The 13,550-nt window shown below is 62.1% G+C and carries 16 protein-coding genes and 2 tRNA genes; 4 read left to right on the top strand and 14 right to left on the bottom strand.

Features of this window, described 5'->3' with window-relative positions; all coding sequences use genetic code 11:
* Positions 1 to 545 precede the first annotated feature (545 nt).
* The 6 genes from KSS95_RS01610 to KSS95_RS01585 form a co-directional block, all read right to left on the bottom strand.
* Positions 546 to 1,865 (bottom strand): tyrosine-type recombinase/integrase, encoded by a 1,320-nt coding sequence (locus tag KSS95_RS01610; protein ID WP_217851038.1) that lies wholly within the window; start codon positions 1,863 to 1,865, stop codon positions 546 to 548.
* Between the two features lie 163 nt (positions 1,866 to 2,028).
* Positions 2,029 to 2,104, bottom strand: a tRNA-Thr gene (locus KSS95_RS01605).
* A gap of 98 nt (positions 2,105 to 2,202) precedes the next feature.
* Positions 2,203 to 2,454: a hypothetical protein gene (locus tag KSS95_RS01600; protein ID WP_437179567.1), complete on the bottom strand. Its 252-nt coding sequence runs from the start codon at positions 2,452 to 2,454 to the stop codon at positions 2,203 to 2,205.
* A 22-nt stretch (positions 2,455 to 2,476) separates the two neighbouring features.
* Positions 2,477 to 2,863, bottom strand: a complete 387-nt coding sequence (locus KSS95_RS01595; protein WP_217851036.1) for an Aq_678 family protein — start codon at positions 2,861 to 2,863, stop codon at positions 2,477 to 2,479.
* Between the two features lie 18 nt (positions 2,864 to 2,881).
* Positions 2,882 to 3,088: a helix-turn-helix domain-containing protein gene (locus KSS95_RS01590; RefSeq protein ID WP_023629980.1), complete on the bottom strand. Its 207-nt coding sequence runs from the start codon at positions 3,086 to 3,088 to the stop codon at positions 2,882 to 2,884.
* 9 nt (positions 3,089 to 3,097) lie between these two features.
* Positions 3,098 to 3,676 carry a hypothetical protein gene (locus tag KSS95_RS01585; protein ID WP_217851034.1) on the bottom strand — a complete coding sequence of 193 codons (579 nt, stop codon included), beginning with the start codon at positions 3,674 to 3,676 and terminating at the stop codon, positions 3,098 to 3,100.
* Between the two features lie 523 nt (positions 3,677 to 4,199).
* Between KSS95_RS01585 and KSS95_RS01580 the strand changes: the two genes are divergently transcribed.
* Positions 4,200 to 4,559, top strand: coding sequence for an SMR family transporter (locus tag KSS95_RS01580; protein WP_217851033.1), 360 nt, complete (start codon positions 4,200 to 4,202; stop codon positions 4,557 to 4,559).
* Entirely contained in the window at positions 4,553 to 4,870 is a 318-nt protein-coding gene (gene mdtI, locus KSS95_RS01575) for a multidrug/spermidine efflux SMR transporter subunit MdtI (protein ID WP_134689926.1), read from the top strand. Before KSS95_RS01580 ends, mdtI begins: the two co-directional genes overlap by 7 nt.
* Positions 4,871 to 5,083: 213 nt before the next feature.
* On the opposite strand, the gene KSS95_RS01570 is transcribed toward mdtI, so the two are convergent.
* From KSS95_RS01570 to KSS95_RS01550, 5 genes are all read right to left on the bottom strand, one after another.
* Positions 5,084 to 6,319: a methyltransferase gene (locus KSS95_RS01570; protein WP_217851031.1), complete on the bottom strand. Its 1,236-nt coding sequence runs from the start codon at positions 6,317 to 6,319 to the stop codon at positions 5,084 to 5,086.
* Between the two features lie 142 nt (positions 6,320 to 6,461).
* Positions 6,462 to 7,151, bottom strand: a complete 690-nt coding sequence (locus KSS95_RS01565; protein ID WP_134689924.1) for an ABC transporter permease — start codon at positions 7,149 to 7,151, stop codon at positions 6,462 to 6,464.
* A complete protein-coding gene (locus tag KSS95_RS01560; protein WP_134689923.1) occupies positions 7,152 to 7,844 on the bottom strand; it encodes an ABC transporter permease in 693 nt (230 codons plus the stop codon).
* A gap of 57 nt (positions 7,845 to 7,901) precedes the next feature.
* Positions 7,902 to 8,663 (bottom strand): ABC transporter substrate-binding protein, encoded by a 762-nt coding sequence (locus KSS95_RS01555; protein ID WP_217851029.1) that lies wholly within the window; start codon positions 8,661 to 8,663, stop codon positions 7,902 to 7,904.
* Between the two features lie 13 nt (positions 8,664 to 8,676).
* Positions 8,677 to 9,450: an ABC transporter ATP-binding protein gene (locus KSS95_RS01550; protein WP_217851027.1), complete on the bottom strand. Its 774-nt coding sequence runs from the start codon at positions 9,448 to 9,450 to the stop codon at positions 8,677 to 8,679.
* A 196-nt stretch (positions 9,451 to 9,646) separates the two neighbouring features.
* Between KSS95_RS01550 and KSS95_RS01545 the strand changes: the two genes are divergently transcribed.
* Both KSS95_RS01545 and gabP read left to right on the top strand, forming a co-directional pair.
* On the top strand, positions 9,647 to 10,057 hold the full coding sequence (locus tag KSS95_RS01545) for a hypothetical protein (RefSeq protein ID WP_217851025.1): 411 nt from the start codon (positions 9,647 to 9,649) through the stop codon (positions 10,055 to 10,057).
* A complete protein-coding gene (gabP, locus tag KSS95_RS01540) occupies positions 10,054 to 11,439 on the top strand; it encodes a GABA permease (protein ID WP_217851022.1) in 1,386 nt (461 codons plus the stop codon). The genes KSS95_RS01545 and gabP overlap by 4 nt, the downstream gene beginning before the upstream one ends.
* Positions 11,440 to 11,580: 141 nt before the next feature.
* On the opposite strand, the gene KSS95_RS01535 is transcribed toward gabP, so the two are convergent.
* From KSS95_RS01535 to KSS95_RS01525, 3 genes are all read right to left on the bottom strand, one after another.
* Positions 11,581 to 12,024, bottom strand: coding sequence for a hypothetical protein (locus KSS95_RS01535; protein ID WP_217851020.1), 444 nt, complete (start codon positions 12,022 to 12,024; stop codon positions 11,581 to 11,583).
* 173 nt (positions 12,025 to 12,197) lie between these two features.
* Positions 12,198 to 13,208, bottom strand: coding sequence for a polyphosphate kinase 2 (gene ppk2 / locus KSS95_RS01530; protein WP_225935550.1), 1,011 nt, complete (start codon positions 13,206 to 13,208; stop codon positions 12,198 to 12,200).
* 187 nt (positions 13,209 to 13,395) lie between these two features.
* A tRNA-Phe gene (locus KSS95_RS01525) sits at positions 13,396 to 13,471 on the bottom strand.
* Positions 13,472 to 13,550: the final 79 nt, after the last annotated feature.

Below are 13,550 nucleotides of genomic sequence, written 5' to 3'. Positions count from 1 at the left end.
GCAAAGCCATGTGCGACAAGGGTTGCAGCAGTGGTAGAAGTGCCCGTCTCTTTCCACAGAAAGAGACGGGCACAGGTTGGCGCAAGATTCGGCCAAGCGGATAGGTTGCTGCAGGGCAGCGAGGTACGGAGTATCTGGCGCACGAGCGCCATATGTGTAAGAGCATCCATCACATGGGTAGTGACCGGGCGAGCTGCCGGATGCGAATCACCCTTGGGGAGAACCACCGCGGGAGCGGCGTGACCTTTAAGGTTCGGGTCACCTGGGGTGCTGTCATTGACAGCGCTTGCAACTCCCGGTCTACGCCTGTGGACAATATTCGTCAAGCAAAGAGATTTCAGGGATTTAGCGCCTGTGGATAAAACTATCCCCCGGTGGACATCAGTGGTTTTCCACAGACGTGAGCTGTGCCAGCAGTTTTTTTCTTAGGTATGGTCCTTTCAAACGGGGCGGCTTTGCAGCCCCGTTTGAAAGGACCCGCGCGGAGGAGCTTCATGCAGTGCTGTGGGTAACTTCACAGCGAGTTGAGGCGGTGGTGCGGCGGGTTACTCGGTCCTCTTGGCACTGCGAAGGCGCGTGACGTTCTCGCCCGTCTGCTTGGCAAACTCATGCGGCGTCACATGGTCCTCGCGGTTTGCCTCTAGAAACCGGCTCCACCAGGTCATGATCATCCGACGCTCTTCGAGGAACTCGGCCTTGTGGGTATAGGCGGCCCGCACGTTGTTGCGTTCCTTGTGGCTCATCTGTCTCTCGATAGCCGTCTCCGACCACAGGCCGGACTCGACCAGCGCACTGCACGCCATGGCTCGGAACCCGTGGCCGCAGATATCCACCTTGGTGTCGTAGCCCATCGTCCTGAGCGCGGCATTCACCGTGTTCTCGGACATCGGTTTCCACGGTTTGGCATCTCCCGCGAACACCAGGTCGAACTTGCCAGTGATCGCGTGGATTTGCTCAAGCAAGGCCACTGCCTGCGGCGATAAGGGTACAACGTGAATGTCTCCGGCCATTTTCGTACCCCTTGTGGAAAACGGTACGCCGTCGAGCGCCGGGCGAGTGTCGGGGATCTCCCAGATGCCGCGCTTGAGGTCGAATTCGTTCCAGCGGGCGAAACGCAGTTCACTGGAGCGTACGAATACATGCAACGACAGCATCACCGTGAGGCGCGTGAGCGGGCGACCTCTGTAGTCCTCGATGCATGCCAATAGCTCTGGGAGTCGCGATAGGGGTAGTGCGGGTCGGTGAGTTACCCGTGGTGTCTTGATCGAGCCATCAAGGTCGTGAGCCGGGTTCGCCGTGATCAGTCGCAGCCGTTTGGCTTCACGCATGATGCTTTGCAGGTAGTTCTTGATCCTGAGCGCCACGTCGATGGTGCCGCGCTTCGTCACGGCTTCCAGGGGCTGCATGAGATCGTGGGTGTCCAGCTCAACGATTGCTCTGGCACCGATTAAAGGGAACACGTGGGTCTTCAATCGGCTGAGTACAGTCTTGGCGTGGCCGGGCGCCCACTTCGGCACCATGCTCGCATGCCAGTCGAGCGCAACGCTTTCGAAGGTGCGGCCATTTATCACGGCTTGGGTCTTGGTTTGTTGCTTGTACTGGATGGGGTCTATGCCGTTGGCGAGCTGCTGCTTGATCTCGAAGCGCTTGCGGCGTGCGTCGCCCAGCCCGACCACCGGGTAGCTGCCGAGGGCGGTCAGGCCTTCGCGGCCATCGGGTTTCACGTACCTGAGTCGCCAGCCTTTGCGGCCGTTGGGTTGCACAAGCAGGTACAGACCGTCGCCGTCAAAGAGCTTGTACTCGCGCTCTCTGGGCTTTGCCGTGCGACAGGTGGTGTCTGTGAGCGGGGCAGTGGTGCGTGCCATAAGGGTAGTCTCCGATATCGAAACGGACCTCTATCCTTAAAACTACCCTTATTAGCGCTGGCTACCCTCGGAATCCGACGGAACGCCAAAACGAAAAAACCCGCCAGAAGGCGGGTTTTTCGGGGGTTCCAGAGATTTTGAAAGCCTTCTATGGAACCTTGAATGGTGCCGGCACCAGGAATCGAACCCGGGACCTACTGATTACAAGTCAGTTGCTCTACCATCTGAGCTATACCGGCACAGGGGCGTCATTATAGCGATGGATTCGCGGCTGTAAACCACTTCATCGCATCCATCGCACAATCCCCTAAGTCACCGGGCAGAAAGGAGAATTTTCCTACCAGCCGCGGTGCATGGAGTTGACGCCTGGCTCCATTTTGCCGGGGTTGAAAATCAGCTTGCTGTTGTCGCAACCGCGCTTGCGGCAGCTGCCGTCGAGGTTGTGCAGCGGCAGGCCGCGGTCGCCGCCCAGTTGCATGCCGGGCATGTTCCAGCCCAGTGGGGCTGGCTTGCTGGCCGGGAAGTCGTTGGCGCAGCCGGTCATGGCCAGGAGGGCGGTCAGCAGGGCGAGGGATTTCACGTGTTTCACGATGTTCGAGTCCGTTCCGGGTTCAGTCTTTGATCAAAATGCGCTGGATGGTGCCGCCGCAGGCCATGTAGCAAGAGTCGTAATCAGACCCGCAACTGTAGCTGCTGCCCGTGTTGAACGGGTAGCTCGGGTAGTGGCAACTGTGACGCGCTTCTTTTTTGCTCTTGCCTTTCTGGCAGTACTCGTAGGTGCGCATCTCGGCCTGGTACAGCGCGCGTTCGCTGTTTTCCTGCAAGCGGGCCATCTGCTTGCAGTGGTTGCGCTCCATCGAGCAGCTATTGATGCAGTTCATGCCATGCGCGCTGGGCGGTGGCGAGTATCTATAGGTGTAGCTCGGGCCGCAGCCGGCCAAAGCCAAGGCCAGGCAGGCCAGCACGAAGGCGGCCAGGCCATTGTGGAAAAGTGCCATGGGTGTTGCAGTCCTTGATCATTCGTCGCTGAACTCCAGCAGATCGCCAGGCTGGCAGTTCAGGGCGCGACACAGCTTCTCCAGGGTCTCGATCTTGAAACCCTTGATCTTGCCGTTCTTCAGCAGCGACAGGTTTGCTTCCGTGATGCCGATGATTTCCGCCAGGTCCTTGGAACGCATCTTGTTCCGGGCCATGACGACGTCGAGGCGGATGATTATCGGCATAGGAGGCGGTTAGACATAACAGTTGTGTTCATCGCTGATGGTCTTGGCGTCACGCATGAGCAGCGAGAAGGCACACAGCAGGATGCCTTTCATGATCTCGTAGACAGCCTGCGATGATACACCGATCGAGACGTTGAAGCTTCTCTCGCCGGCCGGCAGGTCGATGGCCAGTGCCAGGCCTTGCAGGGTGTAGGTCACCGGCCACAGCAACGGCGTGCCAATGCACAGCAGGCCGACCCACCACAGCATCTTGATGTTGGCCGAGGTCCAGGTCTGGCCACGGGAGAGACGGTGGAAGAACAGGCCGGTCAGCCCCAGGGCGGTGACCGAGATGAATGTGGGGATCATCTCGACTGCCAGCACCAGGCTGATCGCCAGGGTCGATGCCTGATAGCCGGGCTCCAGCAGCAAGGGCATGTGCTCGCCGTGGATTTGCAGGTAGGCCGCCTGCATGTCGGGGTAGTCGAACATGCACAGCAGTGGTGTGGCGAGCAGTTCGAGGGCGGCGGTGGTCCAGGCCATATAAGCGGCGAATACGCCAATGGCCCGTAGGCGCGAACGCGCATAGGCCACGGATCTACTGTTCATGGGGTGCCTCCGTACAGTGATGAACGGGGTGGATTATTCTTGATAAATTATCGTAAAACAATAATTAATTCTTGATCTGTGACAATGGCGACGCTTTGTCGCAGGGCCGGGCCGTGGCGCTGGATGCCTAGGGCGTGAGGGTGTCGCGCGAGCGTGGGCGCGGGCCTGGCCCAGGTTGGCGCAACCTGCGGCTGCGCAAGCGCTGGCTGCCGGCGAAACCGGGCGGGGAATATAATTTACGAAGCTTTCAGCAAGCTTTAAGGGGGATTTTCTGAAAGACGCAATGTACGCGCGAGAAATTATTAGTCTCTAGCTATCATTTTGACTTAATCGATCACCTGAGCTAATCTTCTGTTCATTATGTTGAACAGTAAAGCTTTCAAGCTCCTCTCTTCCTCCCGCCTGGTTTCCCGTGAACGTCACTGGACCGGCGACCTCTAGCGCCACCCTCCCTCTGCAGCCGTAAACATTTCTTTCTGCCGGTGCCTGTGCGCCCGGTCGCTGTCGCCCATGGGAGGGCACCATGCGTTCCTGGATCTATCTGAGCGTCGCCATCACCGCCGAGGTGATCGGCACGGCGTCGATGAAATTCGCCGCCACGCATTTCCCGGTGATGGGTTATGTCGTCATGTACGGCATGATCTGTCTGTCTTATTTCTTCCTCGCCCTGGCGGTCAAGCGTGTGCCGGTGGGTGTGGCCTACGCGCTGTGGGAGGGTATCGGTATTGTCCTGATTACCCTGGTCAGCGTGCTGTGGCTGGGCGAGAGCCTGGGCTGGACCAAGGCCCTGGGGCTGGCGGTGATGATCGCCGGCATCCTGTTGGTAAAAGCCGGTACCCGCAGCAAGCCGACCGCGGCTGAAGGGGAGGCGCTGCCATGCTGATGCCATTCGCCTGGCTGGCCCTGGCCATCGTGCTGGAAGTGCTGGCCAACCTGCTGCTCAAGTATTCCGACGGTTTTCGCCGCAAAGGGCTGGGCGTGGCCTCGATCATCGCCGTGCTGGCGGCTTTTACCGCCCTGGCCCAGGCCGTGCAGGACATCGAGCTGTCGCTGGCCTACGCCATCTGGGGTGGCTTCGGCATCCTCGCCACCGTGGCCATGGGTTGGGCACTGTTTGGCCAGCGTCTGGCCGGGCGTGGCTGGCTTGGCCTGGTGCTGTTGCTGGTGGGCATGAGCCTGCTGAAACTGGCGTGAAAACAGCCCTCGCGCAAAGGCTTATGCACAAGAGGCATTTGCCCGTTGCGCGAAAGGCATGCCGACCGGTGTAACCACCGGTCTTTGCGCAAAGGCCTGTTTTTCCTGGTTTTCAGGACGTCATCGGAATAAGCAAAGCGGCGCAAATAGCCCTGGGATCGAAGATTTCGTGATTTTCATCACAAGCTTGTTCACAGACTTATCCACAGGTTTTCAAGGGTTCTGCGGCGATCCGTCGCGCTCGCCCAGCAGCAGCAGGTTGCGCGGGGTCAGCGGGTAGTCGCAGAAGGTCCCGAGGCGCACTGCGTAGCCTTGCTCCTGGAGATACAGGGCACGGTCCAGCACCAGCCACATTTCCAGCGGGCGGCGGAACAGGTTGCGCACCAGCTCCAGGTTGCGCACGGCGGCCAGGCGCTGCCAGCCGGCGGCTTCCAGGGCCGTCCAGTCGGGTTCGCCGCTGATGGCCACCTGGCGCAGGCCTGCCAGGTCACGGCAGTACTGGGCGAAGGGTTTTTCCAGCCAGCTGATGGCCAGGGAGGGGGTCGACAGGTAGTCGTCCACCCCGCGCTGCTCGCGTTGCAACAGGTCGAAGCCCAGGCGACGGGCCATGGAGGCATCGCGCTGGCGGCGCACCCGGGCGCTGGAGGTGACCGCTTCGTTCAACGGTAGCCCCAGGTCGGTTTGCGACAAGTGCAGCGACGAGTGCCGGGCGGCGGTGGACAGCGCCTGGTAGCTGCTGCCCTGGATGCGGTTGTAGCAGCACGGGGCGATCGCCACTTGCCGGCAGCCTTGCTGGCTGGCCAGTTGCAGCAGGCGCACATGCAAGTCGCCGCAGGCATGCAGGGCCACCGCGCTTTTGTCGTGATCCAGGTGCTGCGCGCTGTCGGCTGCCAGCACGTCCTGGCGCAGATGGCGAGCGGGCAGGTGGTGGTGGTCGCTCAGGGCCTGGCCGGCGGCGACCAGTGCGCCGTCGTACTCCAGGCAGGTCAGTTGCTGGCCGGGTTGCAGCAGGCGGCGGCCCAGGTGGCCTTTGCCCGAGCACCAGTCGAGCCAGTGGCTGCTCGGCTGGCTGAAGGCCAGGCGTCGGGTGAAGGCTTCGATCTGTTGCCACTTGCGGCCAGGGACGTTGACGTCCAGGCGGTGGCCGGCCGGGTGCAGGCCGGCGTCGGGCAGTTCGCCGACGCTGGATAACTGCAAGGCCTGGGCGGCTAATTGCGCGAAGGGGGCCGGGGCCGGCAGTTGCTCAAGGTGTTGCTGGGCGGCTTCGGCTTGCTCCAGGGTACGGTTGCGTAGCCAGGTGGCGAGTTCGGGGTGTTGGGTTTCCCACTCCAGGCGTGGCTGGGTGAAGGGCCGCGGGCGCCATAGGTGCTGGTGCTGGGTCAGGAAGTGGTCGAGGGCTTGGAAGCGCTCGATGAGCTGCTGGCCTTGGAGATGGGGGATGGTTTGCATGGGGCACCGCGGCGCTATCGAGAGGGAGCGCTGTGCGCTCCATCGCGACACAAGGCCGCTCCTACAGGGCATTGCGTCCTGCCTGTAGCAGCGGCCTTGTGTCGCGATGGGGCGCGCAGCGGCCCCGGGTTCACTGTCTTACTTATCGCCCCTGGCAGGCATCCACGCGCAACCAGCGCTCCAGCAGCTTGAAGCCCTGGACCAGGCCGAACGAGATCACCAGGTAGAACACGCCCGCGGCGAAGAAGATCTCCACCGGCAGGTAGGTGCGCGCGATGATGGTGCGGGCCATGCCGGTCAGTTCCAGCAGCGTCACGGTACTGGCCAGGGCGCTGGCCTTGAGCATCAGGATCACTTCGTTGCTGTAGGCCGGCAGGCCGATGCGCGCGGCGCGCGGCAGCATGATGTAGAACAGCGTCTTGGCGCGCGACATGCCCAGTGCCCGGGCCGCCTCGATCTCACCCTTGGGGATCGCCTGCAGCGCGCCACGTAGGATCTCGGCGATGTAGGCGGCGGTGTGCAGGGTCATGGTCAGCACCGTGCACCAGAACGGGTCGCGCAGGTACGGCCACAGCGAGCTGTCGCGGACCAGGTCGAACTGTGCCAGGCCGTAGTACACCAAAAACAGCTGCACCAGCAGCGGCGTGCCGCGGAAGAAGAAGATGTAGCCGTAGGGCAGGGCGCGAACGTACCAGTGGCGCGAGGAGCGGGCGATACCCAGCGGGATGGCCAGGATCAGCCCGGCGATGACGGCGATGGCCACCAGTTCCAGGGTCAGGGTCGCGCCCTGGGCCAGGCGTGGCAGCCACTTGATGATGACTTCCCAGTTCATTTACTCAGCCCTCACGAAGCCGCGAGCGGCGCGCTTTTCCAGGAAATGCATGCCGGTCATGGCAATCACCGTCAGGCCCAGGTAGATACAGGCGGCCACGGCGTAGAAGGTGAACGGTTCCTTGGTCACGGTCACGCCGATCTGCGCGTGGCGCATGATTTCTTCCAGGCCGATCACCGACACCAGCGCGGTGTCCTTCATCAGGATCATGAACAGGTTGCCCAGGCCCGGCAGGGCCACGCGCCACATCTGCGGCAGGATGATCCGCGACAGGATGCGGCCCTTGGACAGGCCCAGGGCCAGCCCCGCTTCGCGGTGGCCCTTGGGGATGGCCAGGATCGCGCCACGGAATACTTCCGTGGCGTAGGCGCCGAAGCACAGGCCCAGGGCGATAACGCCGGCGGCGAAGGCGCTGAGCTCCAGGCCTGGCATGTTCAGGGCTTCGCCCAGGCTGTTCATCAGCCCGACGGTGCCGAAATAGATGAGCAGCACCCAGAGCAGTTCAGGTACGCCGCGCACCAGCGTGGAATAGAAGCCGCCAAGCCATTGCAGCGGCTTGACCGACGAGGTCTTGGCCAGGGCGCCGAGCAGGCCCAGGACCAGCCCCAGCAGCAAGGCGCAGAGCGCCAGTTTTACGGTCATCAGGGTGCCGGCCATCATGGCCGGGCCGAATCCGTGCAGGTCGATATTCATGGGTAAGTTTGTTCAAGGGACAGGCATCACCAGGGCGGCGATGCCTGTCGGGGCGAATCAATAGATGCTGAACGGGAAATACTTGTCGTTGATCTTCTTGTAGGTACCGTCAGCGACGATTTCCTTCAGCGCAGCATTGAGCTTGTTGCGCAGCTCGTTGTCGCCCTTGCGTACCGCGATGCCGACCTTGTCGCTCTCGTTCACCGGCTCGCCTTTGAACTCGTAGTTCTTGCCGGCTTCGGATTTCAGCCAGTCGTAGTTGGCGTACTTGTCGGCGAGGATGGCATCGACGCGACCGGAGGTGAGGTCGAGGTAGGCATTTTCCTGGCCGTCATACAGGTTGACCTTGAACTCGCCGTCCATGCCGCCGTTGTCGTCCAGCCAGGTAGCCGCCTGGGTGGCGCGCTGGGTGCCGATGGTCTTGCCCTTGAGCGAGGCGCGGTCGGTCTTGAAGTCGACGTTTTTCGGCGCGATGAACTGCTGCTTGTTCGAGTAGTAGGGGTCGGTGAAGTCAACGGCCTGCTTGCGCTCGTCGGTGATCGACAGCGAGGAGATGATGAAATCGGACTTCTTGGCGTTCAGTGCCGGGATGATGCCGTCCCAGTCGGAGACGGCCACTTCGCATTCGACCTTCATCTTGGCGCACAGGGCGTCGCCGATGTCCTTGTCGAAGCCGACCACCTGGCCGCTGGCATCTTTGTTGTTGAACGGCGGGTAAGCCGCCTCGATGCCCATTTTCAGCTTTTCGGCTGCCATGGCATTGGCCGAGAACACCAGGGTGGCGGCAGCGGCCAGGAGGAATTTCTTGTAGGTCTGCATTCGTGTTGCTCCGTTAGCGGTGGCTGGACATGAATTGCTTGCAACGCGCCGAGGTCGGGTTTTCGAAGACCTGTTGCGGCGATCCCTGCTCTTCGACCAGGCCCTGGTGCAGGAAGACCACTTCGCTGGACACCTGGCGGGCAAAGTTCATCTCGTGCGTCACCAGCAGCATGGTACGGCCTTCTTCGGCCAGTGCGCGGATGACGTTAAGCACTTCCTGGACCATTTCCGGATCGAGCGCCGAGGTTGGCTCGTCGAACAGGATGACCTTGGGCTTCATGGCCAGGGTACGGGCGATGGCGGCGCGCTGTTGCTGGCCGCCGGAAAGCTGTGCGGGGTAGCTGTGGCGCTTGTCGAAGATGCCGACCTTGTTCAGCAGGGCCTCGGCCTGCTCGATGGCCTCGGCCTTGCTCTGGCCGAGCACGCGGCGTGGCGCCTCGATGATGTTGTCGAGGATCGACATGTGCGGCCACAGGTTGAAGTTCTGGAAGACGAAGCCGATCTCGCTGCGCAGGCGGTTGATCTGGCGGTTGTCGGCGGCGATCAGGTCGCCGTTTTTCTGCGCCTTGAGCTTGAGCGCCTCGCCGGCGACGAGGATCTCGCCCTGGTGCGGGTTCTCCAGCAGGTTGATGCAGCGCAGCAGGGTGGACTTGCCGGAGCCGGACGACCCCAGGATGGAAATCACGTCACCGTCGCGCGCGGTCAGCGAAATGCCCTTGAGAATTTCCTGCTCGCCATAGCGTTTGTGCAGGTTGCGGATTTCCAGCGCGGGCGTGGCCTGGGCCATGTGCGGTCCTCATGTATACGGGTGCGTTCCCAGCTGTTGGCGGCCTTCCTGGCGAGCGCCACGCTAGCATAGCGGCGCAACGACGGCCAACGGGGTCGCGAGGGGCTCTGGTCGCTGGTGGGACAGTTTGTCGCATCGCTGCAGTGGACTGTCGCCAGGATGTCCGCAGGGGCGTTTGCCCAGCACCGGAGCCTTGATGAAAAAAGGCGCGATGGTGCCAGTTTTGGCCCGCTCTGGGAAGCCGTTTTTGGCCGGGTGGTACTGCTTTGCCCGTTATCCTGGGGCGGGGTTGCGCCGTTGGGTTGCTCTTTTTCTGCTCATCATTTGGGCAAAGGTGTTACCGGGGAGCGCCTTTGCTGCGTTTGTAAGTGAGTATTTCAGTAATCTGCACTTGGCACGGCGTTTTGATGGCCTTTCGGCCAGGCCTTGGCACTATGCCCTGCAAGCCGCGCCGTTATTGGTCGCTGAAGCATTTCAGACGAAAGCGATTGTCGCCTGGCCCGGTTATTGCCGTCTGGAAAACACTGAATGCAGCGCTGCCATTCTCACCCCGGGCGTGCTGGCAGTCATTCGTGTAGTCCACCTCCTTGCAAAGGTAGTTTTATGAGCGGTAACAATTCCAATGACCTCGCTCAGGGGCTCAAGCAACGGCATGTGACCATGCTGTCCATTGCCGGTGTGATCGGTGCCGGTCTGTTCGTCGGCTCCGGCCACGCCATCGCTGCCGCCGGCCCTGCCGTGCTGCTGGCCTACGCCGCCGCCGGTACCCTGGTGGTGCTGGTCATGCGCATGCTCGGTGAAATGGCCGTCGCCTCGCCGGACACCGGTTCGTTCTCCACCTACGCCGACCGCGCCATCGGGCGCTGGGCCGGTTTCACCATCGGCTGGCTGTACTGGTGGTTCTGGGTCCTGGTGATCCCGCTCGAAGCCAACGCCGCCGCGGCCATTCTGCATGCCTGGTTCCCCTCGGTGGACCTGTGGGCGTTCTCCCTGGTCATTACCTTGGCGCTGACCATCACCAACCTGTTCAGCGTGAAGAACTACGGTGAGTTCGAGTTCTGGTTCGCCCTGCTCAAGGTGCTGGCGATCATCGGCTTCATCGTCGTCGGTTGCGCGGCCATGTTCGGCATGGTGCCGAGCAGCCAGGTCAGCGGCATCAGCCACCTGTTCGACACCCAGGGCTTCATGCCCAATGGCCTGGGCGCCGTGCTGGCCGCCATGCTGACCACCATGTTCTCGTTCATGGGCACCGAGATCGTCACCATCGCCGCCGCCGAATCGAAAGACCCGGGCAAGCAGATCAGCCGTGCCACCAACTCGGTGATCTGGCGTATCTGCCTGTTCTACCTGGTGTCGATCTTCCTGGTGGTGGCCATGGTGCCGTGGAACGACCCGACCCTGGCGGAAAAAGGCTCCTACCAGACTGTGCTCAGCCTGATCGGCGTGCCGAATGCCAAGCTGATCGTCGACATCGTCGTGCTGATCGCCGTGACCAGCTGCCTGAATTCGGCGCTGTACACCTCCTCGCGCATGCTGTTCTCCCTGAGCAAGCGTGGCGACGCCCCGGCCATCGCCCAGCGCACTACCAAGGCGGGCACCCCGCACTGGGCGGTGCTGTTGTCCACCGCCGCGGCCTTCCTGTGCGTGTTCGCCAACTTCCTGGCCCCGGCCGAGGTGTTCGAGTTCCTGCTGGCCAGCTCTGGCGCCATCGCCCTGCTGGTGTACCTGGTGATCGCCGTGTCGCAACTGCGCATGCGCGCCCAGCGTGAAGCCAAGGGCGAGAAGATCTCGTTCAAGATGTGGATGTTCCCGGGCCTGACCTGGGCGACCATCGCCTTCATCGTCGCCGTGCTGGTGGTGATGGCCCTGCGTGAGGATCACCGTGCCGAGATCATCGCCACGGCCATTCTCAGCATCGGCGTGGTCGCTGCCGGCTTGCTGGTGCATCGCAAGCGTGGCGTTGCCGCGCGGGTGGCGCTGGATAGCTGATCTGCGGGTTGAATGAAAAGGCCGCGTCCTGTGAGGGGCGCGGCCTTTTTGTTTGCCTGGGCGGGCCCTGTTCGCCGGCAAGCCGGCTCCTACGAGGGGCGTGTGTAGGAGCCGGCTTGCCGGCGAACAGGGCCCGGAAGGTCAGCCGAACTGCTTCTGCTGTTGCTGCTGCTTGGCCACGACTTCCGAGGCGGTAACGTAGGCGTCCTGGAACTCGTCGCTCTCCAGCCAGGCCATGGTCGCGTCCTCGTCGGTGCCGTCGAGCCATTTGCGGTAGGCGGTGAACACCATGACGATGTAGTCGGTGGCGTGTTCTTCCTTGTGGCCCTTGAGCACCAAGGCCAGCAGCGGGTCGACCAGGAACACCGAGATCATCGGCACCAGGCCGTTTTCCTGGGCTTCCTTCATCTTGTCGAACAGGCTGTTGTAGCTGCCCGACTCCATGGCTTTGTTGAACACCTGCTCGACGCTGGCGCTGTCACCGGCGCTGCTCTTGACCGCCTGGCCGCTGCGCACCATGCGGTTTTGCTTGGCCTTGGTGGCGGCGCGCTTGGCGCGTTTCTGTTGTTTGCTGTTGGTGGCCATGGGCGGCAGGTCCTTGGGGTGTCGGTAAAGGCGCGTATTGAAGCGTAGTTGCCCGGGAAACCCAAGGGGGATTCGAGATCGCCGGGGGCGCAAGGCCGCTGCTACAGGCGATCGCGTAACCTCTGTAGGAGCGGCCTTGTGTCGCGAAAGGGCTGCGCAGCAGCCCCAGGGGCTTAACTGACCAGCACCGCCGGCTCATCCTCCTCGAACCCCCGCGAAGCCCGGCCAACCAGCAACGCATCCGGCGCATGCGCCACGCTGTGGTCCTTGCCCGGATAATCCAGCGAATGCAGGAAGTGGCGGATGCAGTTGATCCGCGCGCGCTTCTTGTCGTCCGACTTGATCACCGTCCACGGCGCATCGGCGGTGTCGGTGTGGAAGAACATGGCTTCCTTGGCGGCGGTGTAGTCCTCCCACTTGTCCAGCGACTTGATGTCGATGGGCGAGAGCTTCCAGTGCTTGAGCGGGTCGTCGCGGCGGGAGATGAAACGGCGCAGTTGCTCTTCGCGGTTCACCGAGAACCAGAACTTGAACAGCAGGATGCCGCTGTTGCACAGCATGCGTTCGAGGTCCGGCGCCTGGCGCATGAACTCCAGGTATTGCAGCGGCGAGCAGAAGTCCATCACCTTCTCGACCCCGGCGCGGTTGTACCAGGAGCGGTCGAAGAACACCATTTCACCGGCGGTGGGCAGGTGCTGGATGTAGCGCTGGAAGTACCACTGGCCCTTTTCCTGCTCGGAAGGTTTCTCCAGCGCCACGATGCGCGCGCCGCGCGGGTTCAGGTGTTCCATGAAGCGCTTGATGGTGCCGCCCTTGCCCGCGGCATCGCGGCCCTCGAACAGCACGACGATGCGCTGGCCGGTTTCCTTCACCCAGTTCTGCACCTTGAGCAGCTCGATCTGCAGGTCGTGCTTGGCCTTCTCGTAGTCCTGGCGGCGCATGCGCGTGCGGTACGGGTAGCTGGCCGGCAGGCGCGCCGAGGTGCTGTCCTCGCTGCTGCCCTTGCGCGCGTTGGCCACTTCCAGGGCGGCGGGCTGCTGGCTGACCTGGGTGATGGTCTCTGGCGCGGCGGCGCTGGCGGCAGGCTTGCGCTGGCGCGGGCGACGGGTGCGAGGGATGGGCTTGGCGCTGCTGCCGGCCTCGGCAGGCGCTGGCAGGAGGAGGGTGGCGGATTCTTCGCTCATGGAGGTCCTTGCGGGGTCGTTCGAATGTCCACCTGCCATCCTATGAGCACAGGGCGGGTGGCTTTTTGATGTCGATCAACCGGGCGTGAAGGAACGTGAGACAAGAAATCGCAGGCAACAAAAAAACCGCACTAGGCGGGTTTTTTGTGTCGCTTCGGGTAACTTTGCAACCACCAGAAGCTGAAGGTGGTGCCCAGAGACGGAGTCGAACCGCCGACACGAGGATTTTCAATCCTCTGCTCTACCGACTGAGCTATCTGGGCGACGAGGTGCATTAAATAGATTTCCGAACGGGTCGTCAACGACTTTTTCGAAAAAATTTAAATTAATTCCGTCGCTTAC

The organism is Pseudomonas muyukensis, from assembly GCF_019139535.1.
Classification (GTDB): Bacteria; Pseudomonadota; Gammaproteobacteria; order Pseudomonadales; family Pseudomonadaceae; genus Aquipseudomonas; species Aquipseudomonas muyukensis.
This window is presented reverse-complemented; position numbering and strand designations above follow the sequence as displayed.

Bases quoted from the DNA above. Each gene is read 5' to 3' on its own strand.
- KSS95_RS01560 (WP_134689923.1), bottom strand. From the start codon at position 7,844: ATGAATATCGACCTGCACGGATTCGGCCCGGCCATGATGGCCGGCACC.
- KSS95_RS01550 (WP_217851027.1), bottom strand. From the start codon at position 9,450: ATGGCCCAGGCCACGCCCGCGCTGGAAATCCGCAACCTGCACAAACGC.
- KSS95_RS01585 (WP_217851034.1), bottom strand. From the start codon at position 3,676: ATGAACAGTAGATCCGTGGCCTATGCGCGTTCGCGCCTACGGGCCATT.
- mdtI (WP_134689926.1), top strand. From the start codon at position 4,553: ATGCTGATGCCATTCGCCTGGCTGGCCCTGGCCATCGTGCTGGAAGTG.
- KSS95_RS01580 (WP_217851033.1), top strand. From the start codon at position 4,200: ATGCGTTCCTGGATCTATCTGAGCGTCGCCATCACCGCCGAGGTGATC.
- KSS95_RS01570 (WP_217851031.1), bottom strand. From the start codon at position 6,319: ATGCAAACCATCCCCCATCTCCAAGGCCAGCAGCTCATCGAGCGCTTC.
- KSS95_RS01590 (WP_023629980.1), bottom strand. From the start codon at position 3,088: ATGCCGATAATCATCCGCCTCGACGTCGTCATGGCCCGGAACAAGATG.
- KSS95_RS01610 (WP_217851038.1), bottom strand. From the start codon at position 1,865: ATGGCACGCACCACTGCCCCGCTCACAGACACCACCTGTCGCACGGCA.
- ppk2 (WP_225935550.1), bottom strand. From the start codon at position 13,208: ATGAGCGAAGAATCCGCCACCCTCCTCCTGCCAGCGCCTGCCGAGGCC.
- KSS95_RS01555 (WP_217851029.1), bottom strand. From the start codon at position 8,663: ATGCAGACCTACAAGAAATTCCTCCTGGCCGCTGCCGCCACCCTGGTG.
- KSS95_RS01595 (WP_217851036.1), bottom strand. From the start codon at position 2,863: ATGGCACTTTTCCACAATGGCCTGGCCGCCTTCGTGCTGGCCTGCCTG.
- KSS95_RS01535 (WP_217851020.1), bottom strand. From the start codon at position 12,024: ATGGCCACCAACAGCAAACAACAGAAACGCGCCAAGCGCGCCGCCACC.
- KSS95_RS01545 (WP_217851025.1), top strand. From the start codon at position 9,647: ATGAAAAAAGGCGCGATGGTGCCAGTTTTGGCCCGCTCTGGGAAGCCG.
- gabP (WP_217851022.1), top strand. From the start codon at position 10,054: ATGAGCGGTAACAATTCCAATGACCTCGCTCAGGGGCTCAAGCAACGG.
- KSS95_RS01565 (WP_134689924.1), bottom strand. From the start codon at position 7,151: ATGAACTGGGAAGTCATCATCAAGTGGCTGCCACGCCTGGCCCAGGGC.